The sequence below is a fragment of the Vibrio sinus genome, from assembly GCF_023634645.1.
GTDB lineage: Bacteria > Pseudomonadota > Gammaproteobacteria > Enterobacterales > Vibrionaceae > Vibrio > Vibrio sinus.
Genome location: NZ_JAMKMR010000006.1, coordinates 68840 through 89649, shown reverse-complemented (window position 1 = coordinate 89649; position 20810 = coordinate 68840). Strand labels below are relative to the sequence as shown.

Here is a 20810-nt window from a genome sequence, read left to right as displayed (position 1 = left end):
AATTAGTCGTTTGTTAACGTGGTCAATTTGTTTGATTATTAGCCTATCAGATAGAGAGGAAAAGGGGAATGTTATGTCAGTTTCAGCTCAGCAATGGAAAGGCGAAGACACTAATGGCTATGTAGGTTTTTTGGTGGCTATGGTGAAAAAAACGACTATGATGGCATTGTTATGGTTACGCAACTATCAAACGCGTCGTCAGCTCGCTGCATTACCTGAATATCTTTATGAGGACATTGGGCTAAATAAAGAGCAAGTAAAAGAAGAGCTAAACCGACACTTTTGGCAGTAAGTGTTAAGTGCTACCGAATGAGCTAGTGGGCCACGCACCGCTATGATGAAAGCGAGCGGTGCGATTGGTTTTGTAATCGTTGGACTAGTCTTCCCACACGACCAGTTGTCCTTTTGGCCAGCTATGCCCAACTTCATGATACTTTTGTTCTAGTACATGGCGTTTGATTTTGAGCGTGGGGGTGAGGACGCCATTTTCAATACTCCATGGTTCTTTGATCATTAGTACGCCTTGGATTTGAGCATGTGATTCAAGTTGGGCGTTCATTTTCTCTATTACTTTTTCGGTAGTCCGCTCATAACGTTGGCGATCAAAATTTGGAAAGTCATGGGGGACGACAAGTAAAATCGGTGCAGGTAAACCCAGCCCAATTAAGCACATCATTTCAACCCGGCTGTATTCAAACAATTTTTTCTCAATCGGAACAGGGGCTACGAATTTGCCTTTCGCGGTTTTGAAGGTGTCTTTTTTACGCCCTTGTATTGTTAGATAGCCATCGTCGTCGACTTGTCCAATGTCGCCAGTATGCAGCCATCCTTCTTGTCCAAACGAGTCTTGCGAAGCGATATCATTCTTATAGTAGCCTGAGAACATGCCTTTACTGTGGACCAAAATCTCGTCATCTTCAGCAATTTTGATATCAATACCTGGGCCTGGTTTGCCAACCGTGCCAATTTTATCTGCGCGGAAAGGATAGTTTAGCGTGCTATAAGCAAAGGATTCCGTCATGCCCCATGCTTCGGTAATGTTTAGTCCGACCGAGTGATACCAACGCAATAAAGCAGGGGAAACTGGGGCAGAGCCGCAGCCTAATACTCGAGCTTGATGAAGACCTAAACCTGTGGCGATTTTCTTTTTTATAAGTGAGTTAATAATAGGGATTTTAAGCAGTAGATTGAGCTTAGCTTGGGGAAGTTTGTCTTGAATGCGTTGCTGGAACAATGTCCAAAGCCGTGGTACGGAGATGAAGATAGTTGGGTTATGCATTTTGACGTCATCGATAAAAGTCTCCAGAGATTCAGGGAAGGCAGTCAACACGCCACCCATCGCGGATGTACCAAATACATAGACCCTTTCTGTGATGTGGGCTAATGGTAGGTAAGAAAAAAGGCGATCCTGAGGCTGGATACCCACGCAGTCTACCAGTTGCTTCACTGACCAATTAAATCCACTATAGGTTAGAATAGCGCCTTTAGGTAACCCAGAGGTCCCCGATGTATAAACTAAAGACATGATGTCATCGTCAGAATGCATCGGCCTTACATTTGCTGGTTCAGCTTCTTCTAATAGCTGGTTAAATTGATGTTGGCAGGCTGGAGCGGAATCATAGGGTAGAGAAATGCTCGTTACATTGCTCAGTTTTGCTAATACTGACTGAGTGGCACTGGCATCATCGAGCTTACCAGCAATTAAAATTTTGCTTTCACTGTGTGTCATACAGTATTCAATGGTCTCTTCACCTGCAGTGGGAAAAATTGGTACGCTGATAAAATTGCCAAGCATCATGGCCACATCACAGATAAACCATTCGGCACAGTTCTTGGAGATTAAGCCAATTTTATCTCCAGGCTGAGCACCTAGCTTTTTTAGCGCGGAAACGAAGGTGAGTGCTTTATTGGCCACGTCGGAATAGGTGAACTCGACAAACTGACGGTTTATGATTTGCTTTAAATAGACACTATCGGGTCTTTCTTCAGCCCATTTTAGGATCATTTGGTCTGGGGTAGGTAGGGTAGTACTTGAAGGACTGATTTCATTGGGCTGAATCATGTTCTAACTCCATTTAATCTCTAATAGTATTCGTAATCCTTACCGAAGCTTACTGGTGAATGCGTGAGAGGGGTTGACCGACATACGTTAGCTCGATAGGTAAAATGTTAATGCATAGTTAACAATAACAGTTGAATTTGTACCTGGAAAGGGAATGATAGCTAGCTTTAAGCAATAGAGTGATCTTGTTAGTGTATTTGGCGAAACAAACCAGGGCTCACGCCAGTCTTCTTTTTGAAGATGCGGGAAAAATAAGATACATCCTTATAGCCACATTGATAAGCAATAAAGGCAATCTTTGATTTTCGGTCATCAATAAGTAATTGCTTTGCTAATGAAATTCTTTTCGTTGTTAGATAATCTCTAAAACTCATTCCTACTGCATTATGAAATACTTTTGAGAAATAAGTGACTGAGTAATGGCAATATTCTGCGATGTCTTCTTCTTTAATTGTTTTTGATAGGTTAAGCTCAATATACCTTAATATTTCAAGCAAGTTTTTACTTATATTATTTTTGGCCAATTGAGGCTCTTTTTTATGGATCTCTATAACCTCTTGATGTGAAGTGAAATTGTAGTGAATGTTTTTACTAAGTTGCTCTACCCATGTGTCGGCGTTGTTCTCATCAATATTAAAGCTGTCAACTACCACATCGAGGCTTTTTATTTCTTGGCTTATTGTTTTTTTGTATATAACTATCAAAGATTTATTTAAATTTTGGCATATTTTTACCGATGTTAAGAATAGTGGGTTATTTTGATTGGAATCTAGAAAGAAAAAACAAAAATCAATATTAGGCTCACTTAATACTGAGACATCATGACCACTTTCAATGATTTTGAAGTATTTTTCAAAAACAATTAAGGTGTCTCTTGGTATATAAGAGATTGATTTTCCAATCCAATGACCAGTATGCAAGACATCCATAAACCATGACCTTTATTCCATTAATTAGGCGTTCTCTCAATTTAGGTTAGGTGATAGACCTTAAAGTGCAAGCACCCACATTAGGATAAGAATGTGCTAACTTTGGGTGACGTAAATCTCATAAAGAAATTTTTTGTGACAAATGTCACATAAAGACTCATGATAGGGGTTGTCAAGTATTAAAATTGAGACGGTATCATAGTTTGTATTTCCTTGAATATTTTCTCTTATATAAAACCCGACAATAACAATTTATATCAGCCTCTTATTGATAGTTATATTAAGTTTAAATTTTACTGATTATATAAATTTACATTGATTATATTGCCGTACATCATGATCTCTTTTGTTAAAAATAAGTTACCAAGGTTAAGAAAGTGCTAGAAGTGGCTAAAAAAATCCTAACTCTTACTTGTTTAAATCTCTAGATTAAAGGGTAAGCAATTCATGGAAATTGCGTATATAAAGGAAGGAGACACAAAATGGAAAAATTTATGCATAATGTTAGAGCATTTATTCAGGACGAAGAAGGTTTAACAGTAGTTGAGTATGTTGTGGGTGCTGGACTACTAGTTACTGGACTAGCTGGTTTATTTACGGCCTTTGGTACGACACTTCAAACCGAATTAACTGGTATTTTTTCTTAGTTAATTTACAGCAAAATTGTACCAACCGTCTACTATTATGTTACTGGTTCATTTTTAAACAAGAGTTAATATTTAAAACTCTTTTAGAAATGAATGAGTAACATATTTTTTTGGGGGACGGAAAATGAACATACTAAAATTAAAACTTTCAGCTTTCTTTTCTGAAGAAGAAGGTCTTACAACAGTCGAATACGTTGTAGGCGCTGGCTTACTTGTTGCCGGGTTAGCGGTATTCTTTGCCGGGTATGCAGGTATTCTTACAACAGAATTTGCCTCTCTGTTCTAATCACTTTCCGTAGAAAAAAGTAGCAATCTAACATGGTTACCTACTATCTGATCTGGTTGGGTTTTATCACAGTCGCTGTGTCGGATGCCAGAGAGCACCGAATACCAAATTACATGTTAGGCATTATTTTAGCTCTAGCAATTATTGACAAAGTGCTGTCGTTAACCCCTCTATCATCATTGATGAACGCGGCCTTGGGCGCGCTTATTATGTTCTTATGTGCCTTTATATTGTTTCTTATCCGGGCAATGGCCCCAGGCGATGTGAAATTGCTTGGTGTGGTTGGTTTTGTCGCAGGTTGGGGGCAGTTGCTGGCTATTTCGTATTGGATAGCGGTATCTACGGTGATTGTTGCTCTTTTTTACGCAGCGATTAGGTTGGCCGAACAACCCAAGTCGGCAAAAATGCTGCTGAGCAAATACACTTTACTATTATCAGGAGTGGGAGCGGACAAAAAGAGCCGGTTTTTTGCCGAACCTTCGGAAACCAAGTTGAGGATGCCGTTTGCCCCTATTGTTGTTATTGGGCTTGCATTGCATCAATACTTTTAAGACAAGGAGTCTCTATGACAGCGGCCTATCAAGACGGATTACATAGAGAAGAGTTAATACCACAAGCGGATGCACCTAAAGTACCTACTTCTTTTGCAGATTTAGGTGTGCCTAAAGTTGTGTTAGAAAACTTGTTATTGAAACACCTTGCCGCCTACCCCAAATCAGACATCCTTCAACTGACGAAATCAATGGGCATCAATAGCCACCTGATAGAGGAAATGCTGGGAGATTTACGTAAAAAATCAAAAGTTGAGGTCTTCCAAGCTGCACCAGATTCGTTCATTTCTCAAGGCTCTTCTTCAGGGTCTGCAAGTATTCGGTATGCTTTGTCAGAATCCGGCATGCAAGATGCGGACATGGCGTTTGCAAAAGACGCATACTTAGGGCCTGCTCCAGTGTCGCTCACCGACTATGACACCATGGTCAAAGCTCAAGATGTTAGAACGCGAGTGGTGACCAAAGATGATGTGACGTTTGCCTTGCAAGAAGTGTACGGCGCGGAGCGATTAATCGGTGTGATAGGACCTGCGATCAACTCAGGTCGCGCGTTACTTTTATATGGAGATGCGGGTACAGGTAAAACCTTTGTCGCCACACGAATTCTTAACTCTTTAAATACATCGGTTTATATCCCATATGCTGTCTACGCTGCGGGTAATATCATCAAGGTATTTTCTCCTCAGCATCATAAGCGCTTAAATAGTCCGGAAGATGAGAGCAGCTTTGTATTTAAAGAGCAGTTTGACCGCCGCTGGGCATTGTGTGAAAGGCCGAGTATTCAGGTTGGTGGTGAGCTTACGATGGATATGCTTGAGGTGAATCATACGGAGCATAATAGAGTATGGATAGCACCTCTGCAGATGATGGCCAATAACGGCATCTTTATCATTGATGATTTGGGCCGTCAGCCTATGCCGGTCGATACCTTGCTCAACCGTTGGATCGTTCCGATGGAATATTTCTTTGACCATCTCGCGTTACCTAATGGTCAGCAAGTGACGATACCGTTTATTTTGACTCTCGCATTTTCCAGTAACTTAGACCCCGAGTCTATCGCGGATCCCGCCTTTTTGCGTCGCTTGGGATACAAAATACAGTTTTACCCATTAAAAGAAAATGAATATCGCGCCCTATGGGAAAAAGTGGCCAGTGGCCGTCAGCTCAGCATTGCTGAGCCAGTTTTTGACACTTTGTTTAATTTACATAGTCAGCACAGTGTTGGTTTTTATCCCTGCCTACCTAAGGACATGATTGGTATCAGTCGGGATATTATTGCGTTTGAAGAAACTGCTCCAACGATTACCCCCGAGATTGTCTCTCGAGCCTGGGAGGTTTACTTCACCGCTGATGGAAAAGGAGGAGGAGCAAGATGAGTAGAAATCAAGCCATTTTACTATTCTTGCTGTCCATTATATTTGGTTTAGGAGCGGTATTTTTTGCCAAACAATGGATGGATAGGCAAGTTCAACCACAAGTAGAAGTCGAAGTGGTTGAAAGGGAGCCAGTCGTAATTGCAGCTCAAGAAATTCCGGCAGGAACGATTATTGAGGAGCAGCACTTAACCACCAAACTTTTAGAAAAAGATTGGCGTAGTGAAGAGCAGTTTGGCCTTCCAGATGAAGCCGTTGGAAAAGTCGCGGCTAGTGTCATCTACAGTGGAGAGATCCTGCACCCTTTGCGCGTTACTGTGCCTGGGGAAGGCTCTACATTAGCTTCGTTAATTGAAGAAAATAAGCGAGCCGTGACCATTAGAGTCAATGATGTTATTGGTGTCGCTGGTTTCCTATTACCGGGCAATAAAGTCGATATTCTCAGTACAATTAAATATAACGAACGTTATGCGACGACATCCACTGTATTAAAAGATATCAAAGTGTTAGCTGTTGACCAAACCGCTAAGACGAAGGAAAACAAACCTATTATTGTTCGAGCCGTTACCCTAGAAGTGTCACCAAAGGAGGCAGAAAAGCTCCTAACGGCGAAAAGCAAAGGCGAAATTCAATTGGCTCTTAGAAATCCTCATGAACCTGACGAAGTACCAAGGAAAAGATATGTGGCTCCTAGTGTGACGGTCATTAAAGGGACGAAGGCTTCCAATATACGAGTGAAGAACTGAGGTGCAAGATGAAACAATTAACTATCTTCATTTGCCTCTTATTGACGAGTAGCTTTTACGCAGTGGCGTCCACACAGACAGGGAAAGTCGTTAAAGTTCCCCACCATAAATCTACGCATGTCAATTTAGCAGGGAAGGCAAAACGTGTCTCATTGGGTGATCCTGAAGTTTTAGACTTTGTGATGTTACGCTCGAATGAGTTATTTTTGATAGGCAAGAAATTAGGTTCGACCAACTTAATGGCTTGGGATTATCGAGGTCGGCTGATTGAGGCTATCGATATTGAAGTGACCCATGACCTTAACAGCCTAAAGGCTAAGCTGTATGAATTTTTGCCTGACGAAAAAATTGAGGTGCATAGCTCGCAAAACCGTCTAATTCTCAGTGGTATGGTAACGAGTAAAGCGGTAATGAACGTGGCTTTACGTGTTGCAGAAACCTATGCTGCTGGTGAGTCTGTTGAAGATAGCTCTGTGGGCGGCGCAGCGTCAGCAGGGGCAACAACGCAATCATTGAGTGAGAATGTACAAAAGTCCGGCATCATCAATTTGATGACCATCGGTGGCTCTCAGCAAGTGATGCTAGAAGTGACGGTAGCTGAAGTTCAGCGAACATTGTTGAGAAAATTTGATGCGAATCTGAATTTCTTTAACAATGGTACTCATGCTGGCGGTGGTATCACGTCTACGGTTTCTTCAATATCTGGGATCACGCCATCGTTCACTGCACCAGCCATTAGCGATAAAGATTACGGAATTCTAGGTGGTTTTGTTGATAGCAGAAATCAACTGTCTATCGCAATTGATATAGCCAAAGAAAATGGCTCAGCAAAAATTTTGGCAGAGCCAAACTTAACCGCGTTGAGTGGCACTAAGGCGGAATTACTCGCTGGTGGTGAATTCCCCATTCCAGTACCCGATGAAAATGGTATTACTATTGAGTATAAAGAGTACGGGGTGGGCCTTACCTTTATTCCAACCATATTGAGTGATAAAAACATCAATCTCGAAATGGCGGTAGATGTCAGTGAGATTGCCAGCACCACCTCTCTCACTTATACCACAGATTTAAACTATACCATTTACCCATTAACCCGTCGTAGCGCCTCGTCAACGCTTGAGCTGGCAGATGGACAAACCATCGGTATCGCTGGATTGTTAAACGAGAGTGTAAAAGATGCGGCAAGGAAAATTCCGGGACTCGGAGAAGTGCCTATTCTGGGGCAGCTTTTCAATAGCTCAGAGTACATCAAAGGTGAAACAGAGTTAGTCATATTAGTGACGGCAAAACTGGCGAAAACCGTCGACAGAGACAAGGTTGTTTTACCGACGGATTTATTTATCGAACCTACGGATATGCAATTCTACATGTTGGGCATCAGTCCATATATTGCAGAGAACTCGCAAAAAATTCACGGATTGGAAGACTCTTCAGTGGTTGAGTTTATTGAATACCCAGACGGTGGGACCGAGGGTACATTTGGCCATAGCCTATAAGGATAGTAAATATGATCAGAATATTATTAATGGTTGTATTCTCAAGCTTTTTTTTAATCGGTTGCTCGTCTAACCCTGCACCTTTAGGTAGTACGGTAGCCAACTTGGCTCAAGCGCAAACTTATAATCCGGAAGCGGCTCAAGAAAACCTTGGCTATATTCCTGAAGGTCACGGTGAAAGACATGAGAATGTGTACCAAATATACACTAGAATTGAAGAAGTATCGTTGCAGGGAACAGAAAGTCGTGTAGTTGAGGGAGTCTCTGAGTAGACAAGGAGTAATGGGGAAGGATGCATGGATAAGCAGTTAGGAGATTGGCCATGGGAGAGGCTGTGAAACTTTCAAGAAATGAAGAAAATACACTCAGATTGAAAACCAATTTGAGTATATGGGTATTCTATTCTAGCGATCAATTTCGTACTCATATATCGAATGAGCTGTCGAATTGTGAAAGCATCACGTTTGAAACTATATCTCTGCACAGTCTCGTTGTTTCTAATTTATCTCAGTTTAATCCTCCCGATCTTATCTTTGTCGAGACAGGCCCCAATTGGGCGCAAAAAATCGTTGAGCTTCAACAGTATGAAGGACCCATCAACGAAGGCCATGAAGCTTCCTTGATCGTGTTTGGTAATGAAAGCGATAACGGGGCGCTAAAAATTGCCTTGAGAATTGGCGCGGCTGATTTTGTCTCGGATCAGATTGGTTTCAGTGATTTGATTCCAATGTTAAAAAGTGTTGCAGAAGATAAGGTAGCGAGTCGAGATCTAGGCGAGTTATATGTCTTCGTCAATTCAAAAGGCGGGGCTGGCGCATCGACTATTGCAATGAACACTGCTTTGTCTTTGTCGAAAGTTATGCCAGAAAAAGTACTATTACTGGATTTAGATCTACAGTTTGGTGTTATCGATGATTACCTTAATCTGGCTTCAAAATATACCTTAACGGATGCCATTGCTAATGCCTCTGACATGGATGAAGTCTCACTTGGCGCGATTGTGACCAAGCATTCCTCTGGGCTCCACATTCTTGGCTTTCAGCATGAAAATAGCCAAGAAAATTACGAAAAAGCGCATCATATTAGTAAGTTATTACCCGTGCTTAGAGAAGTTTACGACTACATTATTGTCGACATGTCTCGTGGGGTTGACCGATTGTTCTCTCCCATCATTAACCCAGCACAAAAAGTGTTTCTCATCACCCAGCAAAATTTAGTCGCGATTAGAAATTCTACACGTATCGCGAAAGTGCTGGCGTTGGAATTTGGTATAGGTAAAGACAACTTAGAGATTGTGGTTAATCGATATGAAAAGCGTCAGTCAATAAAAATTAAAGATATAGAAGGAACGATAGTTGGTGTTCAGGTACATGTCATTCCCAATGACTTTAAAGTGGCTTTTGAAAGTGCAAATTTAGGCAGACCGTTTGTCGAAACTAAGAAAAAAAGCGCGATAGCGAAGGCGGTAAAAGAATTTACTACTACACTTTTACCACAGGAAGAATCAGATAAAAAACAGGGTTTCATCAGTCGTCTGTTTTCCTAATTAGTAGGGAGCATCCATGTTTTTCAAAAGAAAGAATATAAATCCTGATTTTCAGGATCAGGCGTCCTCTTCGTCTCATGAAGTCGGGCATACTGAAATTAACGAAACCGAGCATAACTTGGATGAAGATCTGCAACTAAAACAGGCAGAAACTCCACCCGAAGCCCGTGAAGGGGAAACCGTAGCGGAAAGAAAGCAACGCGAAGCACAAGAGCGTGAGCGAGCGGTGGATGAAGCAAAAAAACAAATTGAGCAAGAATTAGAGACCAAGCATTACTATCACCAACGCCTATTAGAAACGTTGGATTTGGGATTGTTATCGAGTCTAGACAAAGATAAAGCGAAAAAAGATCTGCATGAAGCGATCGTTCAGTTGATGGCTGATGATCAAACTCGGGCATTAAGCGCAGAAGGGCGTAAGCGTGTTATACGTCAAATCGAAGATGAAGTGTTTGGCTTAGGGCCTTTAGAACCCTTGCTTCATGATGCCACAGTGTCGGATATATTGGTCAATGGCCCGAAAAGTATCTTTGTTGAAAGGCGAGGAAAGCTCGAGCGAACCCCCTATACCTTTTTAGACGACCGCCACTTAAGAAACATTATTGACCGCATTGTCAGCCAAGTTGGGCGGCGTATCGATGAGGCTTCACCAATGGTTGATGCTCGTCTTACAGATGGTTCACGTGTGAACGCCATTATTCCTCCACTTGCACTTGATGGTGCCTCGGTATCCATTCGTCGGTTTGCGGTCGAAAAGCTCAATATGGAAAATCTACTTGGCTTTAATTCTCTATCGGAGCAAATGGCCAAGTTTGTTGAAGCCGCCGTAAAAGGTGAGCTGAACATATTAATAGCTGGAGGTACTGGCTCTGGTAAAACCACCACGTTGAACATTTTTTCAGGGTTTATCCCCAGTGATGATCGCATTATAACGATAGAGGATTCCGCGGAGCTTCAATTGCAGCAGCCGCACGTAGTCCGCTTAGAAACACGCCCCGCTAACTTAGAAGGAAAGGGGGAGATCACTCAGCGAGACTTGGTGAAAAACTCCTTGCGTATGAGGCCAGACAGAATTGTTCTTGGTGAGGTGCGTGGTAGTGAAGCAGTCGATATGCTCGCGGCGATGAATACGGGCCATGATGGCTCATTAGCGACGATTCACGCCAATACACCACGTGATGCTCTTAGCCGGGTGGAGAATATGTTCTCAATGGCAGGGTGGAATATTTCCACCAAAAACCTTCGCTCTCAAATAGCATCAGCCATTCACTTAGTGGTGCAAATGGAAAGACAAGAAGATGGTCGCCGACGCATGGTCAGTATATCTGAAATAAACGGCATGGAAGGCGAAATCATTACCATGTCTGAGATCTTTACCTTCAAGCGTCAAGGTGTCGATGAAGAAGGTAACGTTATTGGATATTTTACGGCAACAGGGGTCATACCACAGTGTCATGATGGTTTATCGAAAAAAGGCCATCACTTGCCATTTGAAATATTTAACGAGACATACCAATAGGAGATAGGGTTATGGGAGATGACGCAACGCTATTTTTTGTTTTGTTATTTTTTGCCGTGGTATTCATATCCCAAGCATTGATTTTGCCTGCAGCAGGAAGCAAAGCAAAACATAAAGAACTATCCGAACGTTTAAAGGCGACACAATCCACTTTGGATGAAGAAAGTCGCTCACTATTGCATGAACATTACTTAAAAAGCTTAACTCCACTAGATAGAAAACTCGTGGAGTTTAAATTGTTTTCTGATTTAAAAAAATCCATCGAATTATCCGGTTTTGACTGGACGTTGACCCAAACACTTACCGTTACTTTTTGTATCGCATCTGGGCTGAGTATCTTTGTGCTCATCATTGGCCAGCCTTGGTTTGTGGGTATAGCTGCATTTATTGGTACGTGGATCATCATGCATTTCATTTTGCAGAAAAATATCTCTGATCGGTTAGCTGCCTTTGAAGAGCAGCTGCCTGATGCTCTCGATATCATGAGGCGAATGCTTCAAGCCGGGCAACCCATTACTCAAGCGTTTAATGAAGTAGGTAATGAAATGCCTGAACCTATTGGTAGCGAGTTTAAAAACACCTTTAACTTGCTCAATTACGGTTATGACATGCGTCTCGCCATTATGCAAATGGCTGAGCGAACGCCAACTGTCGCAATGTTGGCCTTCTCTAGTGCAGTGTTGTTGCAAAAAGAAACCGGGGGCAATTTATCAGAGAACTTAGAAAAAGTTTCCCATGTTCTTCGAGCAAGGTTTAAGTTAGCGCGTAAGATAAAAACGATTTCCGCAGAGAGTCGCTTATCGGCGTGGATACTAGTCTTATCGCCGTTTATTTTATTTCTGGGGTTGTCGATCATTAACCCTGGTTATGTTGAGCCTTTATATAATGACCCAAGAGGAATGACATTGGTGAGTGGGGGAGTCGTAAGCTTGTTTTTTGGCTCCATGTGGATAAGAAATATTATTAACTTCCAGGTGTAATATGAACGATATCCTATACTCACTCGCTGAAATAAAAATAGATGAGGAGTTCATTTTTCTTATCCTTATCTTGGTGTCGACAATATTAGTTTTTGTTGCTGTGTCATTTATATTTATAGGCGCGAAGTCGGCCACGCAGAAAAAGCTTGAAGAAATAAAAAGTGAAGCCAGTGGCATGAAATTGTCTAAAGCTCATAAAATTGACAATACGCTAGAATCACTTGCACCAATTATTGCCCCAAGAAATATTAAAGAGCGAGAGACAGCGCGACATAAACTCATGCATGCAGGTTTTCATGAAGCGAACGCATTAACCATTTTCTACGCTATTAAGTTGTGCTCTTTTATTATCGGGGCCATGGTGGCCGCGGGTCTGTACTTCTTTCAACCTGAAATGAGTAACTTATTGTTCGCTATGGTGATCAGTATTGCCATCGGGATGTTTATACCCAACTTTGTTTTGAATCGTTTTGTTAATCAGCGTCAATCCAAGATTAAGGGCGGGATACCCGATGCGCTTGATTTACTTGTGGTATGTACAGAGTCAGGTTTAGGTTTTAATGCTGCCCTAAGACGAGTCGCCGATGAGCTTGTGATTTCTCATCCAGATTTTGCCGATGAGCTAGATACCGTATGTGTAAAAATTAAAGCCGGGGTAGAGATGCAAGATGCGTTTGCTGAACTCGTTAAGCGTACCGGGGTAACTGAAATTACTGGGTTGGTGAATATGCTGGCGCATGCATCAAGAGTGGGCGGTAGCATTGCTCAAACCCTTCGAGAATACACTGAAGATTTTCGAGATAAGCGAAACCAAGAAGTTGAGGAGATCGCTGCGAAAATCCCGACAAAAATGATATTTCCGTTGTTGCTGTTTATTTGGCCCTGTTTTTTCATTGTAGCAATTGGGCCTTCTATGTTGTCTATCACATCAACGCTAGGTCAATAAGGGAACATTATGAAAGGACTCAAACTACTTGGTTCGTTGGTATTAATCCTCTTGCTCGCGTCTTGCGCGAGTAAGAAAGAAGAGCCCAAATTTGATCACTCTTTGTACGATGGACGTTCTATTGATACCTTGTCCACTGAGGAACCTGCGCTCAACGAGCAAGAAGCCATAAGCCGAGGAGATTTAGCCTTATCTAATGGCAATATGGATCTCGCATTGTACGAATACATCAGTTCATTATCTTTCCCACAAGCTGCTCATCAAGGTAAAACCTTGTACAACATTGGACGTATACACCAAAGACGAGGTAACTTGGCCCTCGCTGAAAAAGCTTATTTGATGTCACTGGAGTATGACCCCAAAAACGTCTCAGCATTAGAGCAACTGGGCGTTTTATATAGCCGCTCTGGGGATGTTGAGCAAGGCTATACCTATTTTTACCGAGCGTTAGATGCAGATCAAGAACGCCTAAAGAGCTCTAACAGGCTTAGAATGGGCGATCTTGTGACGGTGAAAGATGTGGCGGCTTTGAAAGTCGATAAGCGTTCTCCAGCTCTGGCTTATATGGGGCTTGGTGTCTTAACCGATCTAAAAGGTGATCACCCATTAGCGCAAGAGTTTTATACTAAATCGCTGGAGATCAATCCGAAATCAGTAAAAACGTTGCTCAACGTGGGTTATTCCTATTACATGTCGGGAGATTATGTTAAAGCGCAGCGCTTTGTTGTATCAGCATTGGAAAAAGATCCTGATAACGAAAAGGCGCAAAATAATTTAGCGCTTATTTATTTAGCCAAAGGAGAAGTAAAACGTGCCATCAATGTGTTTATGCGCCAGATGGATGCCGCGGAAGCATTGAACAACGTAGGCTATTTCCTTATTTTGCAAGGCAAACCTGAAGATGCCATCCCTTATTTAGAACAAGCGATTGATAAGAAGCCAAGCTATTATAAAGTGGCCAATGAAAATCTTGAAAGGGCGTTAGCGGAAGTTAGGGCGAAAACGGTCAAAGCGAATAGTAAGAAGAAGGCAAATTAGGACTATTTCAATCCATAGTACACTAAAGGAGAACATGACGTTCTCCTTTTCTTTTTGGGTCAATATGCTCTACGACATGAGAGTTAAAACAATGCTACTAACAATAACTAGGCTGACTAGCCACCCTATTGGCAGTTTCATCGATTTAAACAAGAAAAACAGAATAAAAAGAAAGACTACGTCTGTAATATGATGTATGGCGCTGGTTGAGATTGGTGTATACAAAGCCGAAAGTAGTAGACCGACTACTGCTGCGTTCACACCATTGATGATACCTACAAGTTTTGCATTGTGGGAAAGTTGTTGCCAATGTGGAAGTGCGGCAAGTATTAGCAAGAAACCTGGTAGAAATATGGCGATGGTGGCCAGTAATGCCCCCAAAATCGGTGAACTTGGCAATAATTCATAGCCTAGATACGTGGCAAAAGTAAACATAGGCCCGGGTACCGCTTGCGCTGCGGCATAACCTGTTAGAAAGCTGTTTTGCGATAATTGCTCACCAACGATATTCTGCAACAGTGGTAAGGCAACATGCCCTCCGCCAAAGACTAAACTACCCGCTTGAAAAAAATCATTAAATATTGCTGTATATGCTCCCATTGGAATTAATGGTAAACCTAGCAATAACAAGCAAAATAGTAGCAAAGGAAAAATGGAAGATCCTTTTACCTTGGTGGTATTGAGTAAAACTGACTCTTCTTTTAGCCAGATCCCTCCAATGAATGCCGCTGCGACGAGAACATAAATCTGTGTGTGAACGGATGGGGAAATCAGTAACGCACTGGCGGTAGCAAAGCACAGCAATGAGGTGAGCTTTGAAGTGCAAAACTTGCTAAACATTCCCCATGTGGCATCTGCCACGACAACGACAGCGAGAAGTTTGAGCCCATGGACGACGTTGTGAAAGTACAACGAGTTTGTCAATTGCTGGGCGACAAAGGCGAGCAATAACATCAATGCGATAGATGGGAGGGTAAAGCCCAAAAATGCCGCTATAGCGCCAGGTAGCCCTCCTTTTCGGTAGCCCAATGCAAAACCAATTTGGCTAGAAGCTGGCCCTGGCAAAAATTGGCTCAAGGCGACAAGTTGAGCATATTCCTTTTCTGATAGCCAATTGAGTCGGCTTACAAATGCCGTTCGAAAGTAGCCAATATGTGCGGCGGGTCCACCAAAGCTTACGCAACCTAAGCCCAGAAAGATTTTAAATATGGATAGCATTCCTTTGTTCTCTTCAAGGTCTAATTGAGGTTAGGGTAAGAAATGCACTATTATTATTCAAATTGATAATTATCATATCAATTATGAACCAAATGGGATGCCTATGGATACGTTCAACTGGAAAAGCGTAGATTTAAATTTACTGGTAGCATTTCAGTCTTTATATCAAACACATAGTGTGAGTGAGGCGGCGAAGCTGTGTCATGTCAGTCAGTCGGCAATGAGCCACTCGCTACAACGTTTGCGAGCTACGTTGAACGATCCTTTGTTCCAAAGGGTCGGAAATCAAATGCAACCCACACCAAGAGCGCATGAGGTATTTCCGCGGATAGAGCAAATTCTAACCATGGTAAAGCAGCACGTATTGGCAGAAAAACCATTTAAAGCAGAAGAGTACGATGGAGTGTGGAAAATCGGTCTCACCGATTACGCAGAACAACTGTTTGCTACAAAGATCTATGATCAGTTGAGAGCGATCTCGCCTCATGCACAAGTGCATTTTATCCATGTAGATAAAGCAAACTATTCTGCAACCTTAGACTCTGAGCAGCTTGATGTCGTGATTGGCAGTATTCCAAATCTAGATAGCAAATGCCTTTCTGAGCACCTTTATCGAGAAGAGCATTTGTGTTTGTATGATCCTGAAATGTTAACCTTTAGTCGGCCAATGACGTTGCAAGAGTTCTCTCGTGTAGAGCATGCGCTAGTTAGTCCAAACAATGTGTTATCGACGAAAGTTGATAACAGCCTTAAAGCACAATCAATGAGCAGAAGAGTCGCGGTGGCGTCCAGAAACTTTTTGACCATAAGGCAGTTAGTTCGTGGTAGAAAGCTTATCTGTATTGTGCCAGAGAAATTTGCTCAGTTATCTTCAGAGACATCTGGCTTGGCTATTTCAGTGCCTCCAATTGAAGTTGATGCGTTCAACATCGAGTTGGTGTATAGCAAATCACGTCATCACGACGATAAAAACCGTTGGTTAAGAGAAAATGTCACAGCATCAGTAAAATCGATAGTGAGTGCTAGGTAATATTCTCAGCGTATATATAACGCGATAGGTTGACGTTCATTTTTTGTACTGCCATGCTGGTCGAAGTGCGTGTGGTAAGTGGTTAATATGCATGAAATGGAATAAAGCTAAGTCTAAAGGGTTCACCTTAATTGAATTAACTGTGGGTGTTGTACTCATTGGTGTGTTATCAGTCGTTGCTGCGCCTAAAATGTTTAGTGTGAGTAGTGAGGCTAAAACCAGCACGGTGCAGAAAGTTGCGCGAAACTTCAAAAGCTCTATTGATCTTATCAAGTCCGCTTGGCATGTCGAAGGAGGGCAAGGCAGTACGGTCCAAGTTCAAGGCCAAACTATTTCAATTAATAGCTCTGAATGGCCAGGCCCAGCAGGGGCTCCATCGAGTGCGCCCTCAGATAACGACTGCTTAGAGCTATGGAATCAGGTGTTAAAGACCGAAGAAACTATCGCCACGTCAACAGGCTCTGAAAATTGGTTAGCCAGCGGTTTTTACAATGCGTCTCAAAGTGCCAATTTTTGTAGTTATCAATATTTGCCCAACGACAGCGATTATCGTGGCTTCGTTTACAATTTAAATACTGGAGATGTGAATTACACTGACACCAACCCGAATACTGGCGGTGGCGGTGGAGGCGGCGGTAGCTTGGGATTATTCGGTCTAATTGCGCTATTGGGCTTAGCGTGTATCCGTCGTATTGGCCTAAGGCCAATACGCACTAGTAATAGATAACACCGCTAGCTGTGCTGCTAATGTTGATGTTAGGAATGAGTGCGGTACTACCCGTGAAGTTAGTTGATACGTCAACTTGAACAAGCCGTCCTGCACTTTGGTCTATATTGCCATCGCCATCTAGTGGCCAGGTGACATTCACGGTTGCTCCCGCTAGGCTCGGGGCTTGGCCTCGGACAAAGGTAACTACATCAGCCGTTGTGGCTGGTGCATCGGTTCGGCGAGCATCTTGGGCCGCATCGGCACCCCGTACGGCGATAAAGCGTACGCCTTGTTTAGCCGCGTGAGCGACAATGTTGAAAGTATAAATGGCTCTACCGCCTTCAATGGCGCCAAGTAACAAGACAAGCAATACACCCAATACAACGGTAAACTCCACAATAGAAGTGCCTCGTTGCCCTTGTTTCTTGAAAATCCTCATACTACTGCACCCTCATTTCGGCAGTATCCGTCAGAGCGACTTGATCTGGGATGCCAGGGTAATCAATGATGGTACGAAAATCTCTGGTGGTCGTGACTTCAACATAAATTTGTGTTGTGGTCGGGCAGGCATTGGCTGTACAACTGACCTCGGTTGAAGAGCCGGGACAACGGCAGAACCGTCGAGACGTGACATCGACATGACTGGTGTTATTCGCATCAATTTCCAGATTTACTGCATCACCCAGTGCGATAGTCTCAATACCGTTAGAGTCAACGGCATGTGCCGAGCTTTGCGCCCCATAACCTGCAGCGTTTCTGGCTGCACTCGAATTGGTGATGGAAGCGTACATCATCCTTCCGGCATCGGTAATTGCAATAAAGATGAACAGCAGAACTGGTAACACCAATGTCATTTCTACCGCGGCAATGCCTTTTGAATATCGATTTCCTATTTGCATATCTATTCCACTAACGTAACTCGCTTAATCGGTGAGCTTTGTCCTGCTCCAGTAAAGTTATCTATCGACACATTCGAACCACTCGTGACTTCAAGAAATTTGGAGATCAGGATAGTTTGGCTTGTGCTACCTCCTGAGCCACTATGAAATTTTAGGTGTTGGTTCCAAACGTAAATCGCGCCTTCTAATGTTGCATCGACACTACTGTCAATGCGGTTGGTTGGATAATCTCCAGGGTTATCGGTTTCTGGAGCTAATCTATCAGAGAAAAACAAAATACCATCTAAGTCATTGGCGCACTCTTGTCCGCTTGCCCCTCCGTTACAGGCAGGTGCTGCCAGGTTCACAGTGGCACTAGAGTTGATATCCATGGTCCAATACCACTCCGGCCCTTTTTCAGGATCATGGTCAGGGTCACTATCGTCGCATTGCCAAAAACAGGTGTTGTAAAACGAGACATCAGCTCCAGTCACATTCGAATCTCCCCCTTCCACTCGTAGTCCACCGCCACGCAGAATATACACGCCAGGGTTGAGTGTGACGTTGCCTTTTTTCACCAAAATACCACCACAGTAAGTACCCGGATTCAGTGTTTCACTTCCAGAAGTGTCTACGGTGTATGGCTCATAGGGACCACCAGAGTCTTTTTCTTTCCCGCTACAACCTGAAGCATCGCAAGTCTCATCTGGCGGACAGCTAGCAGCGGTATAGGTGACGGTAGGGGGAGTAAGGCCTGATAGAGGGTCTTGTACAGGTATTGGCTCTTCTCCAGCACTCGCGCCATCTCCAGTGTAAGGGCAGGCAAGCGTTCCATCGCTGCATTCAAAATTGCTTCCTCCACTGCAAGAGCCAGAGCCTGCGCCAGTGTGCCCACCTACGGTTGTAATGGAGGTGCCGGATAAACAGGATCCACTTTCTACCGCTAGGCTGTCGCTATTGTCTGAGTTGACGTAAATACCACAATTGGTGTCTAAGGAAGAGCTACTGGCTACCTGAAGTGAATTCTCTCCAGAACTACCTAGCACATAGACACAATTGCGAGAGCTGCCGACATTGCCATTGGCGACAGCACGTACTTGATAATCAAGATTGGTAAAGCCAATGGTAGAAAGAAAAGAAGTCGGCATTTGGTGATCAATAATCACTTCTACAGAGGACGCGTCACCATTGTAGATACCAGATGTAGGCGGAGAATTAATGGTAATGCTCACACCATCGACGCCATCGACATATCCATTAGTGGATGCTGCAGTGGTCGCGGAACTGTTTATACTGCCAGTATTGCCATAGAAAAGTTCATACGCTCCGGCAAGTGCAGCAGCATCGGCTGCCGTTTGTGCATCTCTATATCTTGCAAGCGTGTTTCCGGTATCTAGCGCCATACCAGCCATGGCGACCAACAGTAACATCGCCATCGTAGTCATGACGGTGACTAAGCCTCTGGACTTAGTTCTCCCTTTTCCTACAGCCATGTAGTGACAGTCCATAATAAACGTGACATATATTCCAATAATTATAGTCAAGAGTGCAAAATTTAACCTAACTTTGATGGTTCATCTTTGATGTAATCGTTTACAATTTTTGGTACGTTGAGATAAAAAAGACTCGATCATGTGACACTTAAGCTTTCTAAACATAGAATATAGTTGTTTCACATCATATATAGCTGTTAGTGAAAACGTTTACATTGATGTGATCCTGATCACAGCGAGATGGCTAACGTAGTTGTTAGAATTCGCTCTAAGCAGCAATATGACCATATTGAACGCAACAATATGTAGAAAGTGGGAGTGAACTTGTGAAAGTGCTAGTAACGGGCGGTACAGGATACATCGGCAGCCATACTTGTGTGCAAATGATTGATGCGGGTATTGAGCCAATCATTGTCGACAACTTATGTAATTCCAATCAAGAAGTGCTCAATCGTATCGAAACGTTAACAGGCAAAATGCCAACGTTTTATCAAGGCGATGTGCGTGATGAGAGCTTACTTGATGCAATTTTTGCCGAGCACAAGATTCAATCTGTGATCCACTTTGCTGGATTAAAAGCGGTGGGCGAGTCTGTTTCTAAACCACTAGAGTATTACGACAACAATGTGAATGGCACTTTGGTTTTGGCTCGCTCAATGAAAAAGGCGGGGGTAAAAAGTATTGTCTTTAGCTCTTCCGCTACCGTTTATGGCGATCCTGAAATTGTGCCGATTACTGAATCTTCTCCTACAGGTGCCACCACCAACCCTTATGGTCGTAGTAAATACATGGTTGAACAATGCTTGTCTGACTTTTATCAAGCGGAAAGTGATTGGAGCATTACTTTACTCCGCTATTTTAACCCCGTTGGCGCTCACCCTTCTGGATTGATGGGCGAAGATCCACAAGGAATACCGAATAATCTCATGCCTTATGTGGCCCAAGTCGCGGTTGGTCGCCGCGAGCATGTATCGGTGTTTGGTGATGATTACCCAACCCCTGATGGCACAGGCGTTCGTGATTATATCCATGTACTAGACCTCGCCGATGGTCATATCGCAGCGTTAAACTCCGTGGGTGAAAAGCAAGGGCTGCATATTTTTAACCTTGGTACAGGCAAAGGCTCAAGCGTGCTAGAAATGATCCAAGCATTCAGTCAAGCCTGTGGTCATGAGCTGAAATATCAGATTTGCGCTCGCCGCCCTGGCGATATCGCAGAATGTTGGTCGAGCTCTGAAAAAGCAGAAAAGGAATTAGGCTGGAAAGCTATTCGAACACTGGTAGATATGACGAAAGATGCCTGGAGTTGGCAATCGAAAAACCCAAATGGATACCACAAATAACCTTTAGTTTTCCCTAATGA

The 20810-nt window shown here is 43.0% G+C and carries 22 protein-coding genes; 16 read left to right on the top strand and 6 right to left on the bottom strand.

Going from position 1 to position 20810, the window contains the following annotated elements:
- The first annotated feature begins 73 nt into the window (after positions 1 to 73).
- Positions 74 to 292 carry a DUF1127 domain-containing protein gene (locus tag M9194_RS08350; protein WP_250612176.1) on the top strand — a complete coding sequence of 73 codons (219 nt, stop codon included), beginning with the start codon at positions 74 to 76 and terminating at the stop codon, positions 290 to 292.
- Between the two features lie 84 nt (positions 293 to 376).
- On the opposite strand, the gene M9194_RS08345 is transcribed toward M9194_RS08350, so the two are convergent.
- Both M9194_RS08345 and M9194_RS08340 read right to left on the bottom strand, forming a co-directional pair.
- The gene (locus M9194_RS08345) at positions 377 to 2062 is read right to left on the bottom strand and encodes an AMP-binding protein (RefSeq protein WP_250612175.1); all 1686 of its coding nucleotides are present in this window, start codon (positions 2060 to 2062) and stop codon (positions 377 to 379) included.
- A gap of 188 nt (positions 2063 to 2250) precedes the next feature.
- A complete protein-coding gene (locus M9194_RS08340) occupies positions 2251 to 2991 on the bottom strand; it encodes a helix-turn-helix domain-containing protein (protein ID WP_250612174.1) in 741 nt (246 codons plus the stop codon).
- Positions 2992 to 3473: 482 nt separating this feature from the next.
- Between M9194_RS08340 and M9194_RS08335 the strand changes: the two genes are divergently transcribed.
- The 12 genes from M9194_RS08335 to M9194_RS08280 all read left to right on the top strand — a co-directional run bounded on the left by M9194_RS08335 (position 3474) and on the right by M9194_RS08280 (position 14119).
- Positions 3474 to 3638 carry a Flp family type IVb pilin gene (locus tag M9194_RS08335; RefSeq protein ID WP_250612173.1) on the top strand — a complete coding sequence of 55 codons (165 nt, stop codon included), beginning with the start codon at positions 3474 to 3476 and terminating at the stop codon, positions 3636 to 3638.
- Positions 3639 to 3762: 124 nt separating this feature from the next.
- Positions 3763 to 3924, top strand: a complete 162-nt coding sequence (locus M9194_RS08330; protein ID WP_250612172.1) for a hypothetical protein — start codon at positions 3763 to 3765, stop codon at positions 3922 to 3924.
- Positions 3925 to 3956: 32 nt separating this feature from the next.
- A complete protein-coding gene (locus tag M9194_RS08325) occupies positions 3957 to 4475 on the top strand; it encodes a prepilin peptidase (protein WP_250612171.1) in 519 nt (172 codons plus the stop codon).
- A 14-nt stretch (positions 4476 to 4489) separates the two neighbouring features.
- A complete protein-coding gene (locus tag M9194_RS08320) occupies positions 4490 to 5851 on the top strand; it encodes an ATP-binding protein (protein WP_250612170.1) in 1362 nt (453 codons plus the stop codon).
- Positions 5848 to 6594, top strand: coding sequence for a Flp pilus assembly protein CpaB (cpaB, locus tag M9194_RS08315; protein ID WP_250612169.1), 747 nt, complete (start codon positions 5848 to 5850; stop codon positions 6592 to 6594). Before M9194_RS08320 ends, cpaB begins: the two co-directional genes overlap by 4 nt.
- 8 nt (positions 6595 to 6602) lie before the next feature.
- A complete protein-coding gene (locus M9194_RS08310; RefSeq protein ID WP_250612168.1) occupies positions 6603 to 8090 on the top strand; it encodes a type II and III secretion system protein family protein in 1488 nt (495 codons plus the stop codon).
- An 11-nt stretch (positions 8091 to 8101) separates the two neighbouring features.
- Positions 8102 to 8362, top strand: coding sequence for a hypothetical protein (locus tag M9194_RS08305; protein ID WP_250612167.1), 261 nt, complete (start codon positions 8102 to 8104; stop codon positions 8360 to 8362).
- Between the two features lie 50 nt (positions 8363 to 8412).
- Complete coding sequence (locus M9194_RS08300) at positions 8413 to 9636, top strand: CpaE/TadZ family protein (RefSeq protein ID WP_250612166.1); 1224 nt, start codon at positions 8413 to 8415, stop codon at positions 9634 to 9636.
- Positions 9637 to 9652: 16 nt separating this feature from the next.
- On the top strand, positions 9653 to 11155 hold the full coding sequence (locus M9194_RS08295; RefSeq protein WP_250612165.1) for a TadA family conjugal transfer-associated ATPase: 1503 nt from the start codon (positions 9653 to 9655) through the stop codon (positions 11153 to 11155).
- An 11-nt stretch (positions 11156 to 11166) separates the two neighbouring features.
- Positions 11167 to 12135, top strand: coding sequence for a type II secretion system F family protein (locus M9194_RS08290; RefSeq protein ID WP_250612164.1), 969 nt, complete (start codon positions 11167 to 11169; stop codon positions 12133 to 12135).
- 1 nt (position 12136) lies between these two features.
- Positions 12137 to 13081: a type II secretion system F family protein gene (locus tag M9194_RS08285; RefSeq protein ID WP_250612163.1), complete on the top strand. Its 945-nt coding sequence runs from the start codon at positions 12137 to 12139 to the stop codon at positions 13079 to 13081.
- A gap of 9 nt (positions 13082 to 13090) precedes the next feature.
- Positions 13091 to 14119, top strand: coding sequence for a tetratricopeptide repeat protein (locus M9194_RS08280; protein ID WP_250612162.1), 1029 nt, complete (start codon positions 13091 to 13093; stop codon positions 14117 to 14119).
- Between the two features lie 69 nt (positions 14120 to 14188).
- On the opposite strand, the gene chrA is transcribed toward M9194_RS08280, so the two are convergent.
- On the bottom strand, positions 14189 to 15337 hold the full coding sequence (gene chrA, locus M9194_RS08275; RefSeq protein WP_250612161.1) for a chromate efflux transporter: 1149 nt from the start codon (positions 15335 to 15337) through the stop codon (positions 14189 to 14191).
- A gap of 103 nt (positions 15338 to 15440) precedes the next feature.
- Between chrA and M9194_RS08270 the strand changes: the two genes are divergently transcribed.
- Both M9194_RS08270 and M9194_RS08265 read left to right on the top strand, forming a co-directional pair.
- The gene (locus M9194_RS08270) at positions 15441 to 16367 is read left to right on the top strand and encodes a LysR family transcriptional regulator (protein WP_250612160.1); all 927 of its coding nucleotides are present in this window, start codon (positions 15441 to 15443) and stop codon (positions 16365 to 16367) included.
- A gap of 91 nt (positions 16368 to 16458) precedes the next feature.
- The gene (locus tag M9194_RS08265; RefSeq protein WP_250612159.1) at positions 16459 to 17094 is read left to right on the top strand and encodes a type II secretion system protein; all 636 of its coding nucleotides are present in this window, start codon (positions 16459 to 16461) and stop codon (positions 17092 to 17094) included.
- On the opposite strand, the gene M9194_RS08260 is transcribed toward M9194_RS08265, so the two are convergent.
- From M9194_RS08260 to M9194_RS08250, 3 genes are read right to left on the bottom strand one after another with little or no spacing between them, the layout of a single operon-like run.
- On the bottom strand, positions 17081 to 17515 hold the full coding sequence (locus M9194_RS08260) for a TadE/TadG family type IV pilus assembly protein (protein ID WP_250612158.1): 435 nt from the start codon (positions 17513 to 17515) through the stop codon (positions 17081 to 17083). The two genes, M9194_RS08265 and M9194_RS08260, sit on opposite strands and share 14 nt — an antisense overlap.
- Before the next feature lies 1 nt (position 17516).
- Positions 17517 to 17975, bottom strand: a complete 459-nt coding sequence (locus M9194_RS08255; protein WP_250612157.1) for a TadE/TadG family type IV pilus assembly protein — start codon at positions 17973 to 17975, stop codon at positions 17517 to 17519.
- 2 nt (positions 17976 to 17977) lie between these two features.
- Positions 17978 to 19447, bottom strand: a complete 1470-nt coding sequence (locus tag M9194_RS08250; protein WP_250612156.1) for a pilus assembly protein TadG-related protein — start codon at positions 19445 to 19447, stop codon at positions 17978 to 17980.
- Between the two features lie 326 nt (positions 19448 to 19773).
- Between M9194_RS08250 and galE the strand changes: the two genes are divergently transcribed.
- Positions 19774 to 20790: a UDP-glucose 4-epimerase GalE gene (galE, locus tag M9194_RS08245; RefSeq protein WP_250612155.1), complete on the top strand. Its 1017-nt coding sequence runs from the start codon at positions 19774 to 19776 to the stop codon at positions 20788 to 20790.
- Positions 20791 to 20810 lie beyond the last annotated feature (20 nt).

Excerpts from the sequence above, each read along its gene's own strand:
- M9194_RS08320 (WP_250612170.1), top strand. The coding sequence starts at position 4,490 with ATGACAGCGGCCTATCAAGACGGATTACATAGAGAAGAGTTAATACCA.
- M9194_RS08255 (WP_250612157.1), bottom strand. The coding sequence starts at position 17,975 with ATGCAAATAGGAAATCGATATTCAAAAGGCATTGCCGCGGTAGAAATG.
- M9194_RS08260 (WP_250612158.1), bottom strand. The coding sequence starts at position 17,515 with ATGAGGATTTTCAAGAAACAAGGGCAACGAGGCACTTCTATTGTGGAG.
- M9194_RS08325 (WP_250612171.1), top strand. The coding sequence starts at position 3,957 with ATGGTTACCTACTATCTGATCTGGTTGGGTTTTATCACAGTCGCTGTG.
- cpaB (WP_250612169.1), top strand. The coding sequence starts at position 5,848 with ATGAGTAGAAATCAAGCCATTTTACTATTCTTGCTGTCCATTATATTT.
- M9194_RS08295 (WP_250612165.1), top strand. The coding sequence starts at position 9,653 with ATGTTTTTCAAAAGAAAGAATATAAATCCTGATTTTCAGGATCAGGCG.
- M9194_RS08305 (WP_250612167.1), top strand. The coding sequence starts at position 8,102 with ATGATCAGAATATTATTAATGGTTGTATTCTCAAGCTTTTTTTTAATC.
- chrA (WP_250612161.1), bottom strand. The coding sequence starts at position 15,337 with ATGCTATCCATATTTAAAATCTTTCTGGGCTTAGGTTGCGTAAGCTTT.
- M9194_RS08285 (WP_250612163.1), top strand. The coding sequence starts at position 12,137 with ATGAACGATATCCTATACTCACTCGCTGAAATAAAAATAGATGAGGAG.
- M9194_RS08345 (WP_250612175.1), bottom strand. The coding sequence starts at position 2,062 with ATGATTCAGCCCAATGAAATCAGTCCTTCAAGTACTACCCTACCTACC.
- M9194_RS08270 (WP_250612160.1), top strand. The coding sequence starts at position 15,441 with ATGGATACGTTCAACTGGAAAAGCGTAGATTTAAATTTACTGGTAGCA.
- M9194_RS08335 (WP_250612173.1), top strand. The coding sequence starts at position 3,474 with ATGGAAAAATTTATGCATAATGTTAGAGCATTTATTCAGGACGAAGAA.
- M9194_RS08310 (WP_250612168.1), top strand. The coding sequence starts at position 6,603 with ATGAAACAATTAACTATCTTCATTTGCCTCTTATTGACGAGTAGCTTT.
- M9194_RS08280 (WP_250612162.1), top strand. The coding sequence starts at position 13,091 with ATGAAAGGACTCAAACTACTTGGTTCGTTGGTATTAATCCTCTTGCTC.
- M9194_RS08265 (WP_250612159.1), top strand. The coding sequence starts at position 16,459 with ATGAAATGGAATAAAGCTAAGTCTAAAGGGTTCACCTTAATTGAATTA.
- M9194_RS08330 (WP_250612172.1), top strand. The coding sequence starts at position 3,763 with ATGAACATACTAAAATTAAAACTTTCAGCTTTCTTTTCTGAAGAAGAA.
- M9194_RS08300 (WP_250612166.1), top strand. The coding sequence starts at position 8,413 with ATGGGAGAGGCTGTGAAACTTTCAAGAAATGAAGAAAATACACTCAGA.
- M9194_RS08250 (WP_250612156.1), bottom strand. The coding sequence starts at position 19,447 with ATGGCTGTAGGAAAAGGGAGAACTAAGTCCAGAGGCTTAGTCACCGTC.
- M9194_RS08340 (WP_250612174.1), bottom strand. The coding sequence starts at position 2,991 with ATGGATGTCTTGCATACTGGTCATTGGATTGGAAAATCAATCTCTTAT.
- M9194_RS08290 (WP_250612164.1), top strand. The coding sequence starts at position 11,167 with ATGGGAGATGACGCAACGCTATTTTTTGTTTTGTTATTTTTTGCCGTG.
- M9194_RS08350 (WP_250612176.1), top strand. The coding sequence starts at position 74 with ATGTCAGTTTCAGCTCAGCAATGGAAAGGCGAAGACACTAATGGCTAT.